The 19,525-nt window shown below is 39.8% G+C and carries 19 protein-coding genes; 9 read left to right on the forward strand and 10 right to left on the reverse strand.

What is annotated here, in order from left to right:
• Positions 1–1,176 carry an MFS transporter gene (locus B1202_RS00220; RefSeq protein ID WP_078188526.1) on the forward strand — a complete coding sequence of 392 codons (1,176 nt, stop codon included), beginning with the start codon at positions 1–3 and terminating at the stop codon, positions 1,174–1,176.
• A gap of 38 nt (positions 1,177–1,214) precedes the next feature.
• Here B1202_RS00220 and B1202_RS00225 read toward each other — a convergent pair whose 3' ends face one another.
• The 3 genes from B1202_RS00225 to B1202_RS00235 form a co-directional block, all read right to left on the reverse strand.
• The gene (locus B1202_RS00225; RefSeq protein ID WP_078188527.1) at positions 1,215–2,306 is read right to left on the reverse strand and encodes a YheT family hydrolase; all 1,092 of its coding nucleotides are present in this window, start codon (positions 2,304–2,306) and stop codon (positions 1,215–1,217) included.
• A 202-nt stretch (positions 2,307–2,508) separates the two neighbouring features.
• Complete coding sequence (locus B1202_RS00230) at positions 2,509–2,913, reverse strand: nuclear transport factor 2 family protein (protein ID WP_078189187.1); 405 nt, start codon at positions 2,911–2,913, stop codon at positions 2,509–2,511.
• 118 nt (positions 2,914–3,031) lie between these two features.
• The gene (locus B1202_RS00235; protein WP_078188528.1) at positions 3,032–5,056 is read right to left on the reverse strand and encodes an NADPH-dependent 2,4-dienoyl-CoA reductase; all 2,025 of its coding nucleotides are present in this window, start codon (positions 5,054–5,056) and stop codon (positions 3,032–3,034) included.
• Positions 5,057–5,237: 181 nt separating this feature from the next.
• Here B1202_RS00235 and B1202_RS00240 point away from each other — a divergent pair, with 181 nt between their 5' ends.
• Positions 5,238–5,777, forward strand: a complete 540-nt coding sequence (locus B1202_RS00240) for a PadR family transcriptional regulator (protein WP_078189188.1) — start codon at positions 5,238–5,240, stop codon at positions 5,775–5,777.
• Between the two features lie 25 nt (positions 5,778–5,802).
• Positions 5,803–6,711: an alpha/beta fold hydrolase gene (locus tag B1202_RS00245; RefSeq protein WP_078188529.1), complete on the forward strand. Its 909-nt coding sequence runs from the start codon at positions 5,803–5,805 to the stop codon at positions 6,709–6,711.
• A gap of 133 nt (positions 6,712–6,844) precedes the next feature.
• On the opposite strand, the gene B1202_RS00250 is transcribed toward B1202_RS00245, so the two are convergent.
• Positions 6,845–7,756, reverse strand: coding sequence for a LysR family transcriptional regulator (locus B1202_RS00250; protein WP_078188530.1), 912 nt, complete (start codon positions 7,754–7,756; stop codon positions 6,845–6,847).
• Between the two features lie 279 nt (positions 7,757–8,035).
• Between B1202_RS00250 and B1202_RS00255 the strand changes: the two genes are divergently transcribed.
• Positions 8,036–8,950 (forward strand): LysR substrate-binding domain-containing protein, encoded by a 915-nt coding sequence (locus B1202_RS00255; protein ID WP_078188531.1) that lies wholly within the window; start codon positions 8,036–8,038, stop codon positions 8,948–8,950.
• Positions 8,951–9,270: 320 nt separating this feature from the next.
• Here the strand turns inward: B1202_RS00255 and map are convergent, their stop codons facing one another.
• The gene (gene map, locus B1202_RS00260; RefSeq protein ID WP_078188532.1) at positions 9,271–10,065 is read right to left on the reverse strand and encodes a type I methionyl aminopeptidase; all 795 of its coding nucleotides are present in this window, start codon (positions 10,063–10,065) and stop codon (positions 9,271–9,273) included.
• A gap of 349 nt (positions 10,066–10,414) precedes the next feature.
• On the opposite strand from map, the gene brnQ reads away from it, so the two are divergent.
• Complete coding sequence (gene brnQ / locus B1202_RS00265; RefSeq protein WP_078188533.1) at positions 10,415–11,707, forward strand: branched-chain amino acid transport system II carrier protein; 1,293 nt, start codon at positions 10,415–10,417, stop codon at positions 11,705–11,707.
• Between the two features lie 558 nt (positions 11,708–12,265).
• Positions 12,266–12,502 carry a hypothetical protein gene (locus tag B1202_RS00270; protein ID WP_078188534.1) on the forward strand — a complete coding sequence of 79 codons (237 nt, stop codon included), beginning with the start codon at positions 12,266–12,268 and terminating at the stop codon, positions 12,500–12,502.
• A 290-nt stretch (positions 12,503–12,792) separates the two neighbouring features.
• Here the strand turns inward: B1202_RS00270 and B1202_RS00275 are convergent, their stop codons facing one another.
• Positions 12,793–13,248, reverse strand: coding sequence for a hypothetical protein (locus B1202_RS00275; RefSeq protein WP_416202499.1), 456 nt, complete (start codon positions 13,246–13,248; stop codon positions 12,793–12,795).
• Between the two features lie 180 nt (positions 13,249–13,428).
• On the opposite strand from B1202_RS00275, the gene B1202_RS00280 reads away from it, so the two are divergent.
• On the forward strand, positions 13,429–14,289 hold the full coding sequence (locus B1202_RS00280) for an alpha/beta fold hydrolase (protein WP_078188536.1): 861 nt from the start codon (positions 13,429–13,431) through the stop codon (positions 14,287–14,289).
• A gap of 216 nt (positions 14,290–14,505) precedes the next feature.
• A complete protein-coding gene (locus tag B1202_RS00285; RefSeq protein WP_078188537.1) occupies positions 14,506–14,991 on the forward strand; it encodes an Lrp/AsnC family transcriptional regulator in 486 nt (161 codons plus the stop codon).
• A gap of 405 nt (positions 14,992–15,396) precedes the next feature.
• Here B1202_RS00285 and B1202_RS00290 read toward each other — a convergent pair whose 3' ends face one another.
• Complete coding sequence (locus B1202_RS00290) at positions 15,397–16,350, reverse strand: GlxA family transcriptional regulator (RefSeq protein WP_078188538.1); 954 nt, start codon at positions 16,348–16,350, stop codon at positions 15,397–15,399.
• A 110-nt stretch (positions 16,351–16,460) separates the two neighbouring features.
• Here B1202_RS00290 and B1202_RS00295 point away from each other — a divergent pair, with 110 nt between their 5' ends.
• Positions 16,461–16,838 carry a PaaI family thioesterase gene (locus tag B1202_RS00295; RefSeq protein ID WP_078188539.1) on the forward strand — a complete coding sequence of 126 codons (378 nt, stop codon included), beginning with the start codon at positions 16,461–16,463 and terminating at the stop codon, positions 16,836–16,838.
• 23 nt (positions 16,839–16,861) lie between these two features.
• Here B1202_RS00295 and B1202_RS00300 read toward each other — a convergent pair whose 3' ends face one another.
• The 3 genes from B1202_RS00300 to B1202_RS00310 form a co-directional block, all read right to left on the reverse strand.
• A complete protein-coding gene (locus tag B1202_RS00300) occupies positions 16,862–17,728 on the reverse strand; it encodes a tetratricopeptide repeat protein (RefSeq protein ID WP_078188540.1) in 867 nt (288 codons plus the stop codon).
• A 95-nt stretch (positions 17,729–17,823) separates the two neighbouring features.
• A complete protein-coding gene (gltS, locus tag B1202_RS00305; RefSeq protein ID WP_078188541.1) occupies positions 17,824–19,047 on the reverse strand; it encodes a sodium/glutamate symporter in 1,224 nt (407 codons plus the stop codon).
• 203 nt (positions 19,048–19,250) lie between these two features.
• Complete coding sequence (locus tag B1202_RS00310) at positions 19,251–19,466, reverse strand: hypothetical protein (RefSeq protein ID WP_078188542.1); 216 nt, start codon at positions 19,464–19,466, stop codon at positions 19,251–19,253.
• Positions 19,467–19,525 lie beyond the last annotated feature (59 nt).

A 19,525-nucleotide genomic window follows, 5' to 3' on the forward strand; every position in this document is an offset into this window, starting at 1 on the left:
ATGAAATTCAATTTTCCATTAATTTCATTAGCTGTAGGTGCTTTTGCAATTGGCACAACAGAATTTTCACCAATGGGTTTTTTGCCTGAAATTGCAGCAGATCTATCAGTGTCTATTCCCCAAGCGGGTTTACTGATTAGTGCCTATGCCGTTGGCGTCATGATTGGTGCCCCATTAATGACCTTATGGTTAGCACGTTTTCCAAAACGCACTGCCCTTATTTTACTGATGGCAATCTTTACCATCGGTAATATTTTGGCAACGATTGCACCCAATTATCTCGGTTTAATGGCGGCACGTTTGGTGACTAGTTTAAATCATGGTGCATTTTTTGGCTTAGGTTCTGTGGTTGCTGCGAGTGTTGTGCCGAAAGATAAACAAGCCAGTGCTGTTGCTATGATGTTTATGGGCTTGACCATTGCTAATATTGGCGGTGTGCCACTCGCAACGTGGGTGGGGCAAAATATCGGTTGGCGTATGTCTTTTGCCGCTATTACCTTACTGGGCATCATCACTATGTTGGCATTATGGAAAGCACTACCCCATCAGCAACAGACCGAAAAACCTGATGTACGAGCAGAGTTAAAAGTATTAACACGCATGCCTGTTGTTTTAGCACTGCTCACCACGGTCATGAGTGCTGGAGCGATGTTCGCGCTCTATACCTATATCGCACCAAGCTTAAAAGTCTTTACCCATGCAAGTCCTGAACTTATCACTTTCATGTTGGTTTTAATCGGGATCGGATTTTCAATCGGTAACCATTTCGGTGGTAAGTTTGCAGATCAATCCTTAGATAAAACCTTGATTGGCTTTTTAGTCTTACTCATGCTGATGATGCTGTTATTTCCAATTTTAGCAACCACCACCATTGGCGCAGCGATTGCATTAATCATCTGGGGAGCAGCAGCCTTTGCTGTCGTACCACCTTTACAAATGCGTGTTATGACAGTCGCTCACGATGCACCAGGCCTCGCTTCTTCAGTGAACATTGGTGCATTTAATCTTGGAAATGCTTTGGGTGCAGTCGCAGGTGCCGCAGTGCTAAATCTTAACCTAAGCTATGCTGCAGTGTCTTATGCAGGCGCTACACTGAGCGCTATAGCGTTGATTTTAGTATTGATACAGATGAAGCTTAAACCTCAAACAACTGCATGTTGCGCACAAGCCGAGTAACACACACTTAAAATGGCCTACCCAAAGTAGGCTATTTTTTAGTTCGCATATAACTTTAAAAAATCTGCCATCAATTTGGTTGCCCATGAATGGGTATCAACAAGACCTTCATAATAACCACAGTGACTGCCCTTTTTGGTGGTCACCACCACAACATTCGGCAAAGAACGAATTAATTCTTTGTAGGGTTCAAAGTTTTGAATGTGGCAAACTGGATCATCTTCGGCATTTAAAATCATCAATGGAATTTTAAGATTTTCAAATACATAAATTGGGTTGGTAGATTTGGCATAACTTTCATAATCGGCAAAACCCGCCATTTGGAAATAAGCACGCTCAAACTGCGCCAGATCTTTACTTTTCAGCACTTCAATTAAAGATGGTGTTGATGACCATGTTGCAGAATAGGGTTCTACAAACTTCTGAAAGAGCTTCTTGGTCATCATTTTACTGTAAAAAGGATGAACATTTTTAAAGCCAAGCTCAGTGTCATAGCCCGGACATAAAGCAAAAGCCGCTTTGAGTGGTGTTGCCTCACCCTCTTCGCCTAAATAGCGAACCAATAACCCCGTTCCTGCAGATGAACCGACGCCATACAATCTCGATGCGGGAAATTTCTGCTGAATACAGGCAATCTGTTCACGTAGGTCATCTGTTGAGCCAAATAAATTTATTTTGGCAACTGGCATAGGTAAATTGGCATGACCGCGCCTTAGACAGAGTGCAATACGCCAACCTGTATATAGATGAAGATCCCGAACCACTTCTCGCATACTTTCAGGCGTTCCCGTAATTGTATGCATGAGCACCACAGTTGGCACATCTGCAGGTAAATCTAAACCCAACCATGCAATAGCTGTGATCCCTCCATCAGCCATGGTTAGCTGCTCTATGGCGTCGTATTTGAGCTTTACTTGGCGCTTTTTAATGACATCAAAATACAGTAAATGTGCATGGGTATTCGACAGCCAAGGCGTAGGGCGATATTTTTCATGTAGTTGCTTTAACTTCGGCAGCACATGTTTCATTTGCCCTTCAGGATGATAATAAAGCTGTGGTAATTCTGCACCGATTGCATGATCTACAAAATTTAAAAGAGCCTGACGCCCTTTATGCATCACACTATTCATTGACCCTACCTACACCTCGCTTCGCACTACAGCAAATCATTTCAATGTTTTCACTTTGACTAACAATGCCCATTAAAAAAACGTATCTACAAAACCATATCACGCTAGCAATATTTGTTTGCTTAAGCCTCAAAAGCAAAAAGCATGACAATATCCATCATGCTTTTTATCATTCTGTGATGGGCATTTAAAATCAGCAGATTTAAGGCTGATATTGCATAATGCGCTCACCCATTTTCGCCGCCAATGCTTCCAACCCACTTTTTGGACGGAGCATGACTTCAAAATCAATCATCTGTCCTTGTTCATTAAACTGAATCATGTCGATCCCTTTTAACTTTTTTTCGCCAACGTTGGCAGAAAACTCAAGCACCACATTTAAACCATCTTCTGAGTAAAACTCACGGTGATAGGTAAAATTTTCAAAAATTTGAATCACATTGGTCAAAATAAAAGTTACTACAGGCTTACCCGGATATGGGTTAAACGCGACAGGTGAACGAAACACCACATCCTCTGCCAAGAGTTCATTTAAAATATTCATATCCCGTGTGTCGAGCATTTCGTGCCAACGTGCAACAGATTTTTTTGTTATTTCAATAGTCATATTTATGTCCTTTTTTTGTTGATGAATCATTTCCCTCTGACTCCTCTCCCAAAGGGAGAGGAAGCACGACAACTGCATATAAATTGAATGTAGTTGTCGTGGTTTAGTATGAGGCTGATTAAATCACCGCAGCCAAATCTGCACCTTGACGAATGGCACGTTTAGCATCTAACTCACCTGCTTCTTTCGCACCACCAATCAAATGCACATTTTTTCCATCTGCTTGTAGCTGTTCATACATCGCGGTATAAGATTCTTGACCTGCACAAATCACCACATGATCAACATCTAAAATACGTGGTTGACCATCAACGGTAATATGCAAACCTTGATCATCAATTTTATCGTAGCTTGCACCCGCAATCATTTTCACATCGCGGTGTTTCAAACCTGTACGGTGAATCCAACCCGTGGTTTTACCTAAGCCAGCACCGACCGATTTAGCCTTACGCTGCAATAAATACACTTCACGCGGCGATTCTTCGACGTCTGGATGTTTCAAGCCACCGACTTGTGCATAAGTGGTATCAATTCCCCATTCATCATAAAATTTCTCAGGATTGAGGCTACCGCTCTCACCTTCATGCGTTAAATATTCAGCTGTATCAAAACCAATACCGCCTGCACCAATGATCGCTACACGTTTGCCAACAGGTTGACGTTCACGTAAAACCTGTAAATAACTCAATACTTTTGGATGATCAATACCATCTATATCTAACTGACGCGGTGTTACACCCGTCGCCACCACGATGTCATCAAAATCAGACTGAGCTAATTCTTCATAGGTTGCCGTATGGTTCAGTACCAATTTAATCTGAGGCAATAGTTCTATTTTGCGTTTGAAATAACGCAGCGTTTCATAAAACTCTTCTTTACCAGGAATCGTTTTCGCAATATTAAACTGCCCACCAATTTGGCTCGAAGCTTCAAAAACCGTTACGTTATGGCCACGCTCTGCCGCATAAGTTGCAAAGCTTAAACCCGCAGGTCCTGCACCAATCACAGCGATATTTTTCACTTGCGCAGATTCTTTAAATATCAGCTCAGTTTCATAGCAGGCTTGAGGGTTAACCAAACATGTTGCAATTTTCATCGAGAAAATATGATCTAAGCAGGCTTGATTACAACCAATACAGGTATTAATTTCATCACTACGCCCTTGTTCTGCTTTTTCCACAAAACGTGGGTCAGCCAGCATTGGACGTGCCATGGACACCATATCTGCATCACCCGAAGCGAGTACGTGCTCAGCCATTTCAGGAGTATTAATACGGTTTGAGGTGATTAATGGAACATTCACTATGCCTTTTAATTTCTTGGTCACCCATGTAAATGCAGCACGTGGCACTTTGGTTGCAATAGTTGGAATACGCGCTTCATGCCAACCAATACCGGTATTGATAATAGTTGCACCGGCTTTTTCAATGGCTTTAGCAAGTTGTACAACTTCTTCGAAGGTCGACCCGCCTTCAACCAAATCCAACATAGAAAGACGATAAATAATAATAAAATTTTCACCGACTAATTCACGCGTACGACGCACGATCTCGATTGGGAAACGAATACGGTTTTCATAACTGCCGCCCCATTCATCATCACGGTGGTTGGTACGCGCAGCAATAAACTCATTAATTAAATAACCTTCCGACCCCATGACCTCTACACCGTCATAACCCGCTGTCTGTGCTAACTGCGCACATTTGGCAAAATCATTAATCGTGCGTTCGACGTCTGCTGTGCTTAAAGCTTGCGGTTTTACAGGGTTAATCGGTGCTTGAATAGATGAAGGTGCAACATTATTGGCTTGATACGAATAACGACCTGTATGCAAAATCTGCATCGCAATTTTACCGCCAGCATCATGTACCGCCTGCGTAATCACTTTATGTTTTTCAGCTTCTTCTAAAGAGTCTAATTTTGAACCACCAGCAAATGTCACGCCATCATCATTGGGAGAAATACCACCAGTTACAATCAGACCTACACCGCCTTTCGCGCGCTCTGCATAAAAAGCTGCCATACGTTCATAGCCACCCGGTGCTTCTTCCAGACCGATATGCATAGAACCCATCAATACACGGTTCTTTAGCGTTGTAAAACCTAAATCTAGTGGTGCCAATAAATTTGGATAATTTGACATTTTTTCTCCTTAGCGTGCTGAAAAGCTGGCTATTTTTATCTTCGCTTGTATACGAGCTTTCTCTTTCCATCTACGCATACAAGATTTTTGCAACTTGTTGCACTAATTTATATGCGAGATTTGATTTTTATGCAACATGTTGCATAATAAAAAGTACAAAACTATTTTGACTGAGCCATATATGTCTTTAGCCCATGTTTTACTCACGAGCTTACTTGAAAAACCGAGTACAGGAATCGACCTTGCACGCCGTTTTGACCGCTCTATGGGCTTTTTTTGGAATGCGACACATCAGCAAATCTACCGTGAACTCAGTGGCATGCAGCAAAAAGGCTGGATCAGCACCATTGAAGATGAGCACAGTACAACCCGTAAAAAAACCTATCAAGTTGAACAGCTTGGACGGGTTGAATTAGCCAATTGGATGGTTGAACAAAGCCCTCCGGCTCAATTACGTGAAGAGTTGATGGTCCGTTTACGTGCAGAAGCTCAGCTGGGTACAAATGGCGTATTACCCGAATTAGAGCGCCATCTAGACATTCACAAAGAAAAACTAAAAGTGTACCAGTCTATTTTTGCAAAAGACTTTGCACATGCGCATGATGAAGACCGTACTTTGTACATTCATAAAATGATTTTACAGCTTGGGATTGATTTGGAAATCGGTTGGATCAAATGGCTTGAAACCATCATTCCACAGTTGCATAAATTTAATCGCTAAAACAAAAAAATAAATAGGAAGCCGCATGCCGCACTATACAATGCCCGATCAACAACAACTGTATGTTCGTGAATATGGCCAAGGAGAACCCATTCTGGTTTTATCTGGACTGGGCATGCAAAGTTGGCAATGGCACCCTTTTCTATATCAACACCGAAAGCATTTTAAATTTATCATTCCAGACTGGCGTGGATTTGGCGGCTCTAAACATTGTCAAATTCCAAATATGGACACCATTTCAAGCCATTGGCGAGATATTGACAGCTTAGTTTCCCAACTTGGTTACGATAAACTCACGGTGATTGCCTACTCCATGGGGGCAACGACCACCATGCACGGTTTAAAATACGGTCAGTTTGCTGAAAAAATTAAACGTTATTTGCACATCGATCAAACGCCTAAAATTCAAGTGGATGCTGATTGGCAATATGGTTTATATGGCAAACGCCACACTGAGTTTTTAAGTATTTTAGAAGACATCTCGAAGGTACTTGCAACTAACCTCTCCGTGCCATTTGCACAGCAGATGAATAATCATGACCGTCAAGGTCTGGTCGACGCTTGGTTAAGGTTCATAGACTTACAAAATAGCAATCCTTATGCATTATCAGCTTTCCGTTTTGCATACCAACAACCAACTTTACAGAAGCTGATATTACCCTCACAAAGTGTGGCCTATTTATATTGGTATATTCAAAATTATTTGAACCATACTGAAGATTATCGTGAAGCCATTGCCGCACTCACCGCACCAACAACTTTTTTCACCGGTGCAAAATCGATCCTCTATCCTGCTCAAGGTCAAAAAATTATTGCTGACAGCCTAGCCAATGCAAAGCAGATTATTTTTAAAAAATCGGGACACACGCCATTGCTCAGTGAACCGGTCAAATTTAGCCGTGAAATCACCAAGTTCTTAAAACAAGCGCTCTAATTAGACTGAATAAAAAAATAGGCTCAATACTTTCAAGATTGAGCCTATTTTTTTATATACAGGATGGTTTTACTTAATAGGTAACTTAAAAATTAATTTCAAAATCAAATTGTTTTTAATGTTAAAACACGTGTTAGAAAACTCGACGATCGTATTCAATTGCTTCTAAGTCATACACTTGGTAAACACAGTCAAATAAAGGACGTGCCAATTCCCCTTCATCATCATTCCGCACGATCAAATAAATTTGGCTAATGGCTGCACTATCCGATAATTTCACATAATTCACATGCCTAAACTGCATAATTTGTACAGATTCAGGAACAATACAAATGCCTTCGCCTGCGGCAACCATGCCTAGTGATTGCTGCAAATCTGCTTGAGTGTTAAAGCGTTTCGGCTCCATACCATATTCTAAAAATAACGACTTGATCAGCGTTGCATAACTTTGACCATCCGTTGCAGGATAGATAAAAATCTGCTCATCTTTGAGATTATTTAATGCAATCTGCTGCTGTGAAGATAAAGGATGGCTTGAATGCACCGCAACAATTAACGGTTCTTCACGTAATAGCACACGTTTAACCGCCTGATCCGACACTCGGACTCGGCTAAAACATGCATCTACCCGACCTTCTTTTAATGCCTGAATCTGATCAACTGCACTCAGTTCAATTAAATTTACATTTAAGTGTGGATATTGCTGACGGAACAAATACACAATTCGAGGTAATAAACCACAGAGTAGCGAACCGCCATACCCAATATTAATGGTACGTTCAGTGGCACTGGCCCGCTGCGTAATGAGCTTAATCTCTTCTGCATTAGAGAGTAATTTCACGGCTTGCTGATAAAAGAAACGGCCGATGGTGGTGGTTCTTAAAGGACGGCTACCACGCTCAAAAAGCTGTGCCCCCAACTCTTCTTCTAAATTTTGAATTTGACGACTTAAAGGAGGTTGAGCAATAAATAGCTTTTCAGCAGCCTTCGTAAAACTCTGTTCTTCTACAACGGCGACAAAGTAACGTAAATGTCTTAATTCCATGACATTGTCCTTTAATGTCGAATTTCTTTCATAATGGTCTTTTATTTGAATATATCAGGACGACACTCAAATCACATCCTTCAAATTCGGTTATTTAAAAGATGTATACACCACATTTATTGTTTGGTCATGCTAATGTGAAACGATTACAAGGTTAACCCGACTTTAGTCTTGGCAATTTTGCTCAAACTTCTCACATGAAAAACTACAAAACGTGATTGACTTCATGAAACAATTCAAGTTAATTAGCAAAATCGTTGCAAATATGGAATAAGAACAGTGCTGAGTGATCTAGATGATTTTTATTGTTTTGCCCAAGTGGTCGAACATGGTGGTTTTAGTGCAGCAGAACGTGCAACTGATATTCCAAAATCAAAACTAAGTCGTCGGGTCTATAACTTAGAAGAACGTTTAGGTGTCCGCCTGATTCAACGTAGCTCACGACATTTTGCTGTTACAGATATTGGTATGAATATCTATCGCCATGCACAAGTCATGATGAATGCCGCTCAAGCTGCACACGATTTGGTTGATCATCTCAGCACACAGCCGCGCGGCTTAATTAAAGTCAGCCTACCTGTTTCCATCGCGCAAAATGAAATGACCAAAATTTTGCCTGAATTTTTAAAGCAGTACCCAGAAATTAAAGTGCAAATGATGGTGACCAATCGCCGCGTAGATATCATTAATGAAGGCTTCGATCTTGCGCTACGTGTACGTTCAAATCTAGACGATGATCCGAATTTAGTCATTCGTAAATTTGAAACGATTGAGCAGCACTTATTTGCCAGTCAGGCGTATCTGAATAAATTTGGTGAACTCAAACAACCGGAAGATTTATCACAGCATCAAATCTTAAGTATGGCGGATGAGCATCTCGATCAACATATTATTGTGACCGATGCACAGCATCATCAGAAAAAAATCAAAGTTAACCCAACAGTAATGGGCTCTGACCTGTCGATGTTAGCTGCACTGGCCTGCCAAGATTGTGGCGTAGTGTTATTGCCTGATAGCATTGTGTCCGATCATGTGAAATCAGGTGCATTGGTTCGTGTATTACCTGAATGGAAAGCTGCACATGGTATTTTCCATGCTGTATATCCATCTCGTCGTGGCTTATTACCTGCTGTACGAGTATTCATTGATTACTTAGTTGAAAAACTCAGCCAACATGAACACGCTAAATTTTAGGTAAAAAAAAGCTTACCCATGTGATGGGTAAGCGAAAACTTAAAAACTAAGTAAAATCAGAAACTACAGCAGAATCTGTATGGCTATTGTATAAATAAAATACATCTTTATTAAATCGTTAATAGCTCTAACTGATTTTTTGGGCTATAAGCAAAGCCTTATAAATTAAGGCCTAGAGAAATCCAGTTAGTCTTAAAAACGATAACGCTCATAACCACCACAAACTCATAGACTAAAGTCAAAAAATATACATCTGTATAATTTCATTTAACTTCAATCATTTAGACACAGCAGTTATGGCATTAACTTCACTACTGAGCTTAGATCGCAGGATAGGCGCCTGTACCTTCTGGCCATGGAGATAGCAACTCAAAACCAGTATCGGTCACAACCACCATATGTTCCCACTGTGCCGATAAAGAACGGTCTGCAGTAATTACTGTCCAGCCGTCTTTTAACTCTTTAGTTCGCGCTTTACCACTGTTAATCATCGGCTCAATGGTAAAGACCATGCCTTTTTTTAGAATGACACCTTGACCCGGTTGACCATAGTGTAAAACGCTTGGTTGCTCATGATAAACCTTACCAATCCCGTGACCACAGTATTCACGTACAATGCTGTAGCCTTCACGATGTGCAACTTGTTGAATGGCATAGCCTACATCACCCAATGTTGCTCCCGGTTTAACTGCATGAATCCCTGCAACCATCGCTTCGTAGGTAGTTTCGACTAACTTTTTAGCCGCAGGCGAAACCTCACCTACATAGTACATACGACTGGTATCGCCAAAATAACCATCTTTAATAATAGCAACATCAATATTGATAATATCGCCATCTTTCAATACGGTTTCTTTCGAAGGAATACCATGACAAACCACTTCATTCGGTGAAATACAGGTGGTTTTGGTATATCCATAGTAGCCAACGTTGGCAGGAATCACTTTAAGTGTGTTGACGATAAAATCATTACAGATATCGTCCAGATATTCAGTGGTCACGCCCGGCTTGACATACTCCCCGATCATCTCTAAAACCTGAGCAGCTAAACGACCTGAAATGCGTAATTTTTCAATATCTTGCTCGGTTTTAATCGTGATTTTGGAAGCTTTCATCTGAATATCCTCAAATTTGAATACACCGAATTATAGACCTTTTAGATTTTTTTTGTTTTATTCAGCCAATATTTCTGCATTTATTCGGCTTATAGCATCCTATTTAGTGCTGAAAATTAGAACAATTGATTTATATCTGATAAATATTAATAGCTAAACTTATTCCTATAAAAATTTTATATACAATAAATTTCTTTTATTTATCATAAATATAAATAAAACATTATTTTATCTGTCAATATATTCATGATTCGTATTATAAAAACTATCTATACGATTTATAAATTTTGCTCCAAAAACGAGCTTAATTGCACTAAAATTGCCTTTTTTCACAGTTCATCTCCCCTTTATGACAAGTCTTCGTACACGGGATATTGTTGCCTTAGGTTTTATGACCTTTGCACTGTTTATTGGTGCAGGTAACATTATTTTCCCACCAATTGTCGCACAGCAAGCGGGTGAACATGTTTGGTTAGCTGCATTTGGTTTCTTAATCACTGCAGTTGGTCTACCTGTCATCACGATTATTGCTTTGTCGCGTGTTGAAGGTTCTATTCAAGTTTTAAGTTCACCTTTGGGTAAAGTAGCCAGCATTATCCTTACTGTCGCGTGTTACTTAGCTGTTGGACCTTTATTTGCAACACCTCGTACAGCTACCGTTTCATATGAAATTGGTTTCTCTTCTTATTTTGGTAACGGCGCAAACAGTCTGCTGATTTATAGCGTGATTTATTTTGCATTAGTGACCATTGTTTCACTTTATCCAAACAAAATTTTGGATACTGTGGGTTATTTCCTTTCACCACTCAAGATCTTAGGTCTCATTGTACTGGGTATCTCTGCGTTCTTTATCCCTGCCGGTGTGATTCCACCTGCCATTGGTAATTACGTGGCTGCACCAGTTTCAGAAGGTGTGGTCAATGGTTATTTAACCATGGACACTTTAGGTGCTTTAGTTTTTGGTATCGTGATCGTAAAAGCCATTACTTCACGCGGTGTAACGGATAGTAAGCTCGTCACCAAGTATGCTGTCATTGCCAGTATTATTTCAGGTATTGGACTTACACTGGTTTATATCAGTTTGTTCAAACTCGGTATGGGCAGCCATGATATTGCTCCAAATGCAACAAATGGTGCAGTGATCCTGCATGCATATGTACAACATGCTTTTGGTGATATGGGCGCTTATTTCCTATCTGCAATGATCTTTGTTGCATGTATGGTGACCGCGATTGGCTTGACCTGCGCATGTGCTGAATATTTCTCAGAATTGACTAAAATTCCATACAAAGTTTTTGTGTTCATTTTAGTTGGTTTCTCACTACTGATTTCAAACTTGGGTTTAACCAAACTCATTGCAGTTTCAGTGCCTGTTCTAAGTGCGATTTATCCACCGGCGATTGCAGTTATCCTACTTAGCTTCTGCTCTAAATGGTTTATTTCACCATCTCGAGTTATAGCTCCTGTTACCGCATGTGCGTTTATTTTCGGTATTTTTGATGGTTTAAAAGTAGCTGGTTTCGAAGATGCACTTCCAAGCTTTATTGCCAATCTACCGCTTGCTCAACAAAATTTAGCATGGCTGATCCCTTCTGTGATTGTGCTGATTATTGCTGCTGTAATTGACAAAGTTAAAAAATAACCTTTTTTGACCTGTCTAAAATCGGAGTTTTACCCGAATGACGATTTTACCTGTGACCAATAATTGTCGAGTTTTACCCAAACTGACTTTTATTTGTCCTACTACAGCGCAATAACCCTAAGTCATTGAACTTTTAAATAAAGCTTTATTTTCACAATGAGAAACCAAGCCAGTCCTTTGGCTACAAAATATAATAATAGTTAAAATACAAATACTTTCTGCAAAATACACCGTACACAAACTCCATGATTAAGCCCGATTCTGACTGTAAGCTAGGCGGTTTCGTGTCATAAAGCCGATATACCCGTGTTGGTATATATATTGCTTATTCATACATAGATATTATGCATTGACCATTTTATTCACCAGTCAACACCTTTAGATTCATAATATTTAGTATATGAATAAAATGATTATTCTTATACGATGATCTAACATAGTTTTATGACAAAATAATGACATTTGCTATTGAAATACTTCTAGTTTCGAAGTACAACAGTAGTTCAAACCTGACCAAAATCATGGGTTTTGGCGAAACAACAACAAGGAGGGGTGGAGATGTTATCAGTACATTTCAAAAAGCAATTCTTCATTAACGCTCTGAAGGCAAATAAGAACATGGTGACCTATACAAGCACCACTATTGCTCTCATGCTGACACTACTTATTCAAGGCTTAATACAAGGAAATTTAAGACCTGAATACTTTGCTTATGCGCTTATTGTCTCGGTGGCCTTTTATTTATGGGCAGTCATTGACCACAAATATCGAAAGCAAAAATCAACAGAATTTTAAGTTAGAAGATGGATGAGGCATCATCCATCTTGAAAAAAGAAAAGATGCCAATCCCCACCTTCTCGTTCATTCAATCCATTTTAAATAACAATAAAAATAATCCCTAAAATAACCAGAAAATCATCAGCCTTTTCTCATGAATTTTCGATTCTATTTAACTTCAAATTTTGTTTTATAAATTCTTCTACATAGCCATCGTCTGCACTTTAAAAGCTTTTATCTCATGTTTTGCTTCCAATCTAATTGATCCTATTTCTGATTCATACTATATCAGATTCATACTACTTTGCTTAAAACCAAAATTTAACGATGACTCCAAAGAGCAATCCGAGTGTTGCAATTAACTCGCCAATCACCAATCCAAGCATTACCATACTCATCATCCATTTAGGTAAATGCCACTTACCTAAGACGTGCGGGACTTTAAATTGATTGGTGGTATCAGCTAAAAAGCCATGCAGTACATAGCTTAAAATCGAAAAGCTAAAAAAGAACAAATTGATGATTACAAAGAGTAAATTGAGCGTATGTGGAAGTGCTGAAAAATAGGCCAATACCGCTAAAATAAGCGTCGCTGGGGCGTATAACAAACTGCTCCGATGTGCTATATCGACATAATAATGCGCACGTGCCAGTTCAGACTGTCTTATTTGTGCATATTTCCACACACCCGTGAGCATACCTACCCATAAATAAATCCCACTAAAGACTATCGCAATTTTTACTGCACTGGAAAGTTGAAGCATGTCCATTTTTAATTTACATCCATTGTTCAATTACACGCATTATTTTTATCTGTATTTCTACTGCAATAGTACTTGCTTCAAACCTGTTATGACATGACTTTAGAGTCATACTCTTTTCAGGTTTCTTTTTGGAACTTGTGTAAATTAGAGTCATCGGAATACACCCATGAAGTTTGAATCATGTCATCATCTGAAAAACTCACGATTCATTGCCAAGACGGCTATTCACTGAGTGCGCGCTTTTATCCACACCAGACAGAGCTCAAACAGGCTTTACCTGTGTTGATTTGTCCAGCCACAGGCATTACCAAGCAATTTTATAATAGTTATGCAACATGGTTGAGCCAACAAGGCTATGACGTTTTAGTTTTCGATTTTCGTGGTATTGGTGAGTCGCTAAACAGCCCTCTAAAAGAATCGACAGCAAGTATTGTGCAATGGGGGCAGCTTGATATCCCTGCGGCAATCGACGCTTTGATCAGTAAAACGCAGGCACCTAAAATCATATTACTCGGTCATAGCGCAGGCGGACAATTATTAGGTATCGTGCCAAATTATGACAAAGTTGCCAAAGTGGTTGCTGTTTCTGGCTCTACAGGTCATGTCAAAAATCTTAAAGGTCGCACCAAGCTTTTAGCTCCTGTGATGTTTAATGTGATCTTCCCGATTGCACGCCATACCATTGGCTATGGCCCGACCAATGCAATTGGCATGGGTGAAAATTTGCCAAAAGATGTTGCTCGTGAATGGGCTGAATTTTGTAGCAAACCCGGTTATGTCATTAATGCCTTAGGCAAAACTGTTCAGCATGATTTTCATCAACAAGTGAGCTGCCCGATCACTGCCGTATGGAGCTCCGATGACGAAATCGCCACGGAAGCCAATGTCAAAGACTTGCTGCGCTTATACCCGAATGCTTCGACTCAAATGATTGAGTTAAAACCGAAAGAAACAGGTCATAAAGCCATCGGACACATGTTGATGTTTAAATCGTCACATCAAAACCTATGGCCGATCATTGAACAACAGTTACACGCTTAAGTTTTTGCCACTCAGTCAGTAATCCGGCTGAGTGGTCTTTTTATGATCTGCACAATAATTTCTACTTTTAGATTCATTCAAACTGCCTGACAGCTTACATATTTTATTTTTCTATCTTTAAAATCTGCACTGAAAGTCCAAGTGTGCTTATTTTCTTCAGCCGACCATAGCAAAAAATGATATAACTATTTTTTCTCAATTATATTCTATTTTGGCATGAGTGAAGCACGACACAACCTCGACAGAATTGATCGTTTAATATTATCCGCATTAAGAGAAGATGGACGACTCACCATAGCCCAGCTTTCTGAACGTGTTGGTCTCTCCTCTTCGCCGTGTTGGACACGCTTAAAGCGTTTAGAAAATTTAAAAATTATCGATGGCTATACAGCCAACATCAATCCAAAATCGATTGGGATCAATGAATTATTCTTTATTGAAATTACGCTAGAACGTCATGATGATGAAATTTTAGATCAATTCAGTGAGACCTTGGCCAATATGCCTGAAGTGGTTGAGGCACATTTAGTCACTGGCGATTATGATTATTTGGTGAAAGTGGCGGTTAAAAATGCTGAACACTATGAGCGTTTTCTGCGTAAAAACTTATATTCTATGAAAGGCATACGCCATACCCGCTCTATTTTTGCGCTACGACAATTAAAATCTGCCAGCAGTGCTGACCTCATGATGATTGAGTAATGTGTCAATATAGATCTAATCTATAAGATGACTTTAAAATTTAAGGGCAATTGATTTCAGTACTCAATTGCCCTATTTATGCGGTCTAGTCTATAAAGCCATCTTTTTTCAATTTTTTATCTGTCAAATACTCACTATATGATTTTAGTGAAATGAGCAGATTTCTTGACAATGCATCAAGATCGCTTTTTCCTAAAACAACCAAGTTTTAACTGCTAATTTACTCAGCAAATTTTTCAATTTTATGTTTTAATACCCATAGTATGAGATGAGCCTTATATGAGTATCACGAGAGTGATACGACTAGCCCCTAACCATGGGGCTTTTTAATGTCCGCATTTTAGGGTTTTCAATTTTTTGCATATCGTTGAAGCTGTGTCACGATATGCAAATAGAACCCTGTTTTCACTGTGCCTTTCGCCATGCTGCTGGCGTCATTCCATATGTTTTTTTAAACAACCGTATAAAAAAATTCGCATTTTCATAGCCGATTTGGATTGAAATCTGCTGTATGTTCAGCCGTGTTTGCAGCAACAGTACTTTGGCTTTTTTGAGTCGAACCTGCTGTAAATATTCATTAATGCTGAGCTGTGTCGCTTGATGAAAGCGTCGTGTTAGCGTCCGCTCATTTATGCCAAAACTGCCTGCCAATTCAGCCAAGGTAATGGTTTGTGCATAATCACGTTCCAATTTCTGCTGCACCTGTTTAACTGCAAGGTCATGGTGATGATAGTGCTGAGGCAATAAAGGCGGAATATACTGCTCTAAATGCACCAATAAATACGATGCGCAATATTGGGCAAAATTTTCACTATGATGCTGAGCGACCCAATGCAATAGCGCATAAAAGCACCCTTTCAAACTGCTGGCGGTCATGATCCGATCATCACTCAAATAATCATGCTGCGCTGTGAGTTTAGCCTGTGGGAACTGCCGCTGCAGCCGATTTAAAAACGCCCAATGCGTCGTGAGTAGCTGATCATTACACTGCGGATTTTGCGCAAAGAAATACGCCGCAGTGCTCAAGGCAATAACGGTTGTTTTGTGAATAATCTGATCATTCAACCATGTACAAATATGTTGAATATCAGAGCTATCTTCAGTCAAATATTGCCCTTCTATACCCGGAATGACCAATACATCAAAACTAGTGCATTCAGCAACACTCTGGGTTGCTTCAAATTTTAAACCTGTGGCTGAGCTCACTTGCCCCCGATGTAATGCAATACATTCCGTTTGATAATAAGGCGGTTCAGACTCCTGCTTTAATAGCGAGTTAACGATATGAAAAAAGTCTTGAACCAAACACACATGCATTGCCCAGCAATGCTCTGTCAATAAAATCGCTACCCGCTGCATATTTTGATCTGCTTGAAATTTTGTCTGATTAGAATGTTATTTTGTCTGTAATAGTAGATTTTAAAGCGTAATTTCTCAATCAAAATGATGACTCATTTGAGGGAAAGCTTATGTCTGAACAATATTTAGATCCTTTTGCCCAGTTTTTAGGGATCGACATTACATTTAAAAGTTTTGAAAAATCGATTGCGGAGTTAAGCATTCAGCCGCAGCATTTAAATGTACTGGGCACAGTGCATGGGGCAGTTATTTTTGCCATTGCGGATGCAAGTTTTGCGCGTGCGTGCAATGCAGGCGAAGATTTATTTATCGGCATGCAAACTGAAATCCGCTATATGGGGCAGGTCAAAGGCAAACGGCTCATTGCCACTGCAAAGTTAATTGGAGGCTCAAAAAAGCTAGCGCATTATCAAGTTGAAATATCAGATGAGCTCGGCAGCAACGTGGCTTTTTTCACTGCAACGGCATTTAAATTAGAAAAGCGGTAATTTAAGAATGATTTCGCCCCATGCTATGGGGCGATTTTTGATTTACGTGATGTACAGCTTGACGTCGAATTATTTAATTCACGATGTGCAAAATTCAATAATTCACAGGTATATACTGGGTCTTGTACATAAGCCTCATTAAACCAATGCACTGCTTTTTCAAAATCTTGCTGTACACCTAGTCCACCCAAATAAAGACTGGCTAAACTTATTTTTCCACCGACATGATCTGCTTCCGCAGCCTTTAATAACCACTGATATGCCTTTTTATAATCAGGCTTTGCATCTGTACCTTTATAATAAATCATGCCTAAGCGGTGCTGATATTTTGCCAATCCTTTTTCTGCTAAAAGTACGGTAGGCTTTTCTGCAAGCAGTAGATCATTCTTCGTATAGTAATAATAGTCAGCCAATTGTTCGATATCTTCCTGCTTACCTTTATTAGCAAATTCAATTAATAGACTTTCCAATTTTTTCTCATTTTTTGGAATGAGTTCATATTTATTCATGATCAAAAGCATACGCTTTGAATCTTCTAAATTTCTTTCAGCACCAATCTCAAACCATTTTGCAGCTTCTACATAATCTACTTTTACACCGACACCTTTGTAATATATCAATCCCAAATTTTGATTTGCAGAGCGGTGTCCTAAGGCAGAAGCACGTTTATACAACTCTATGGCTTCAGGCAGATTAATCTCCACACCATCTAGCCCCATATGTTTCAGTACAGCCAAATCATACAGCGCCTGCTTTTGGTTATTTTGCGCTTGAATGATGGTCTTTTGGACATCAATTTCGGCTGAATAAGTTATGGAACATGGAAGTACCGTTAACACAAATAGCATGCACAATTTGATGTAAGGCGACTGATATTTTAAAGCTTTCATTGTTTATTATTCTTGATCAATAAGATGGTAAAAAAATGAAATGCTAAAGCACCTTCTATAGATGCTTTAGCATTTTTTAAACGTTGGATACAGCTTTAACCGAAGAAGCCTATTGTTGCCTGAATGACCACAGCATTGACGATGTCTACAAAAAACGCCCCTGTCAAAGGTATGATCAAAAAGGCTTTATGTGAAGGGCCATAGGTATTGGTGACCGCTTGAATATTGGCAATCGCTGTAGGCGTCGCACCGAGGTTCACGCCGCATTGCCCTGCACAAAGTACCGCTGCATCATAGCTTTTCCCCATGATTCTAAAGGTCACGAAGTATAGATACAGGGCTAAAACGAGGGTTTGTACCAGTAAAATAATCACCAGCGGGCCTGCAAGATCTGCCAATAACCAGAGCTGCAATGACATCAACGCCATCGATAAAAACAGCGCCAATGATGCATTACCAAAGACATCGATACAGCGATCAAACATTTCTATCTTAAAGCCAAGCTCAAGGGTATTTCTTAAAAATACACCGCAAGCCAATGCCCAAACGAATGTAGGCAACTCAAACCACTGTCCGCGAGCAAAGTCCGTCATGAAATAGGCAAAGCTGATACAGATGGCAAACATCCCCATCGTTTTGACGGCATCATCTGCGGTAATTAAACGAGTTTTTTCAGGATATTCGAAAGGTGCCGTTTCAGATGCAGGCGGTGCTTCATTACGCCCTGTTGTCGGCACAAGTTCTTCTGCCAACTGAAAACGGCGGATAAGGAATTTCGCTACTGGCCCGCCCATCATGCCGCCAATGACCAAGCCGAAGGTTGCACTTGCCATACCGAGTACGACTGCACCTTGTATGCCATGATCTTGTTCAAAGACTGTGCCCCATGCACCTGCTGTACCGTGACCGCCCGTAAGTGTAACGGAACCTGTAATTAAGCCGATGAGTGGATCTAGTCCCAAAACTTTGGCCAAGCTGATACCGACGATGTTTTGCAGCATGACAAATACAATCACACAGCCTAAAAAGAGCACCAGCGCCTTTCCGCCTTCTTTGAGTTTTCCAAGACTTGCGCTCAAGCCTACAGAGGTAAAGAACATCAGCATGAATATTTGCTGAATTTTGGCATCAAAATTTACGGTGATATTAAAGTTTTTAAATAATATAAATGTGATAACCGCAGCGACCAATCCGCCTGCTACAGGTTCAGGAATGTTGTATTTTTTCAGGATGGAAATTTTATGTACGAAGAAATAACCGATAAATAAAACCAATACCGCCACGACAATTGTCAAAAAAGCATCTAGCTCATAATTCATAATTTAATCTTAAGTGCTCAATTTTATTTATCTTTTTACATAATTTTTTGAGTTATTTCAGCTAGAAAAATGTAATTTAGTTATTTAACCCTCTTCTACCGCTTTTTTTCTTGAAGCCTAATATGTGAAATAAAAAAATGCTCAGCGCATGTGATGTGCTGAGCATTGGTCGTTTATGACTGAAAAGCAGGAATTTTGAGACATTACTTGATATCGAATACCCAGTTATGCGCCTCTTTATCACTGGTGGTTTCACAGACATAGTAATCTTGATCCCAAGCATCTTGGTTAAAGATTTCTTTTTTGTAGTAAGTCACCTGTTTGCCATTTTCGACGCAGACAAAGCTTTCGCCTTGGTCTTTGACTTGGGTTCCGTTAAGGAAACCGCCAATGCAGAGGAAGCGGGATTGTTTGGGCATTTTACTACATCACTTAAATCACTGTTAATTTTAGCAATTAAAGCATAACCATATATTAT

It is taken from the genome of Acinetobacter amyesii, from assembly GCF_002018365.1.
GTDB lineage: Bacteria > Pseudomonadota > Gammaproteobacteria > Pseudomonadales > Moraxellaceae > Acinetobacter > Acinetobacter amyesii.

Coding starts and splice junctions, on each gene's coding strand:
- B1202_RS00220 (WP_078188526.1), top strand. CDS start 1: ATGAAATTCAATTTTCCATTAATTTCATTAGCTGTAGGTGCTTTTGCA.
- B1202_RS00225 (WP_078188527.1), bottom strand. CDS start 2,306: ATGAATAGTGTGATGCATAAAGGGCGTCAGGCTCTTTTAAATTTTGTA.
- B1202_RS00230 (WP_078189187.1), bottom strand. CDS start 2,913: ATGACTATTGAAATAACAAAAAAATCTGTTGCACGTTGGCACGAAATG.
- B1202_RS00235 (WP_078188528.1), bottom strand. CDS start 5,056: ATGTCAAATTATCCAAATTTATTGGCACCACTAGATTTAGGTTTTACA.
- B1202_RS00240 (WP_078189188.1), top strand. CDS start 5,238: ATGTCTTTAGCCCATGTTTTACTCACGAGCTTACTTGAAAAACCGAGT.
- B1202_RS00245 (WP_078188529.1), top strand. CDS start 5,803: ATGCCGCACTATACAATGCCCGATCAACAACAACTGTATGTTCGTGAA.
- B1202_RS00250 (WP_078188530.1), bottom strand. CDS start 7,756: ATGGAATTAAGACATTTACGTTACTTTGTCGCCGTTGTAGAAGAACAG.
- map (WP_078188532.1), bottom strand. CDS start 10,065: ATGAAAGCTTCCAAAATCACGATTAAAACCGAGCAAGATATTGAAAAA.
- brnQ (WP_078188533.1), top strand. CDS start 10,415: ATGACAAGTCTTCGTACACGGGATATTGTTGCCTTAGGTTTTATGACC.
- B1202_RS00270 (WP_078188534.1), top strand. CDS start 12,266: ATGTTATCAGTACATTTCAAAAAGCAATTCTTCATTAACGCTCTGAAG.
- B1202_RS00275 (WP_416202499.1), bottom strand. CDS start 13,248: ATGCTTCAACTTTCCAGTGCAGTAAAAATTGCGATAGTCTTTAGTGGG.
- B1202_RS00280 (WP_078188536.1), top strand. CDS start 13,429: ATGTCATCATCTGAAAAACTCACGATTCATTGCCAAGACGGCTATTCA.
- B1202_RS00285 (WP_078188537.1), top strand. CDS start 14,506: ATGAGTGAAGCACGACACAACCTCGACAGAATTGATCGTTTAATATTA.
- B1202_RS00290 (WP_078188538.1), bottom strand. CDS start 16,350: ATGCAGCGGGTAGCGATTTTATTGACAGAGCATTGCTGGGCAATGCAT.
- B1202_RS00295 (WP_078188539.1), top strand. CDS start 16,461: ATGTCTGAACAATATTTAGATCCTTTTGCCCAGTTTTTAGGGATCGAC.
- B1202_RS00300 (WP_078188540.1), bottom strand. CDS start 17,728: ATGAAAGCTTTAAAATATCAGTCGCCTTACATCAAATTGTGCATGCTA.
- gltS (WP_078188541.1), bottom strand. CDS start 19,047: ATGAATTATGAGCTAGATGCTTTTTTGACAATTGTCGTGGCGGTATTG.
- B1202_RS00310 (WP_078188542.1), bottom strand. CDS start 19,466: ATGCCCAAACAATCCCGCTTCCTCTGCATTGGCGGTTTCCTTAACGGA.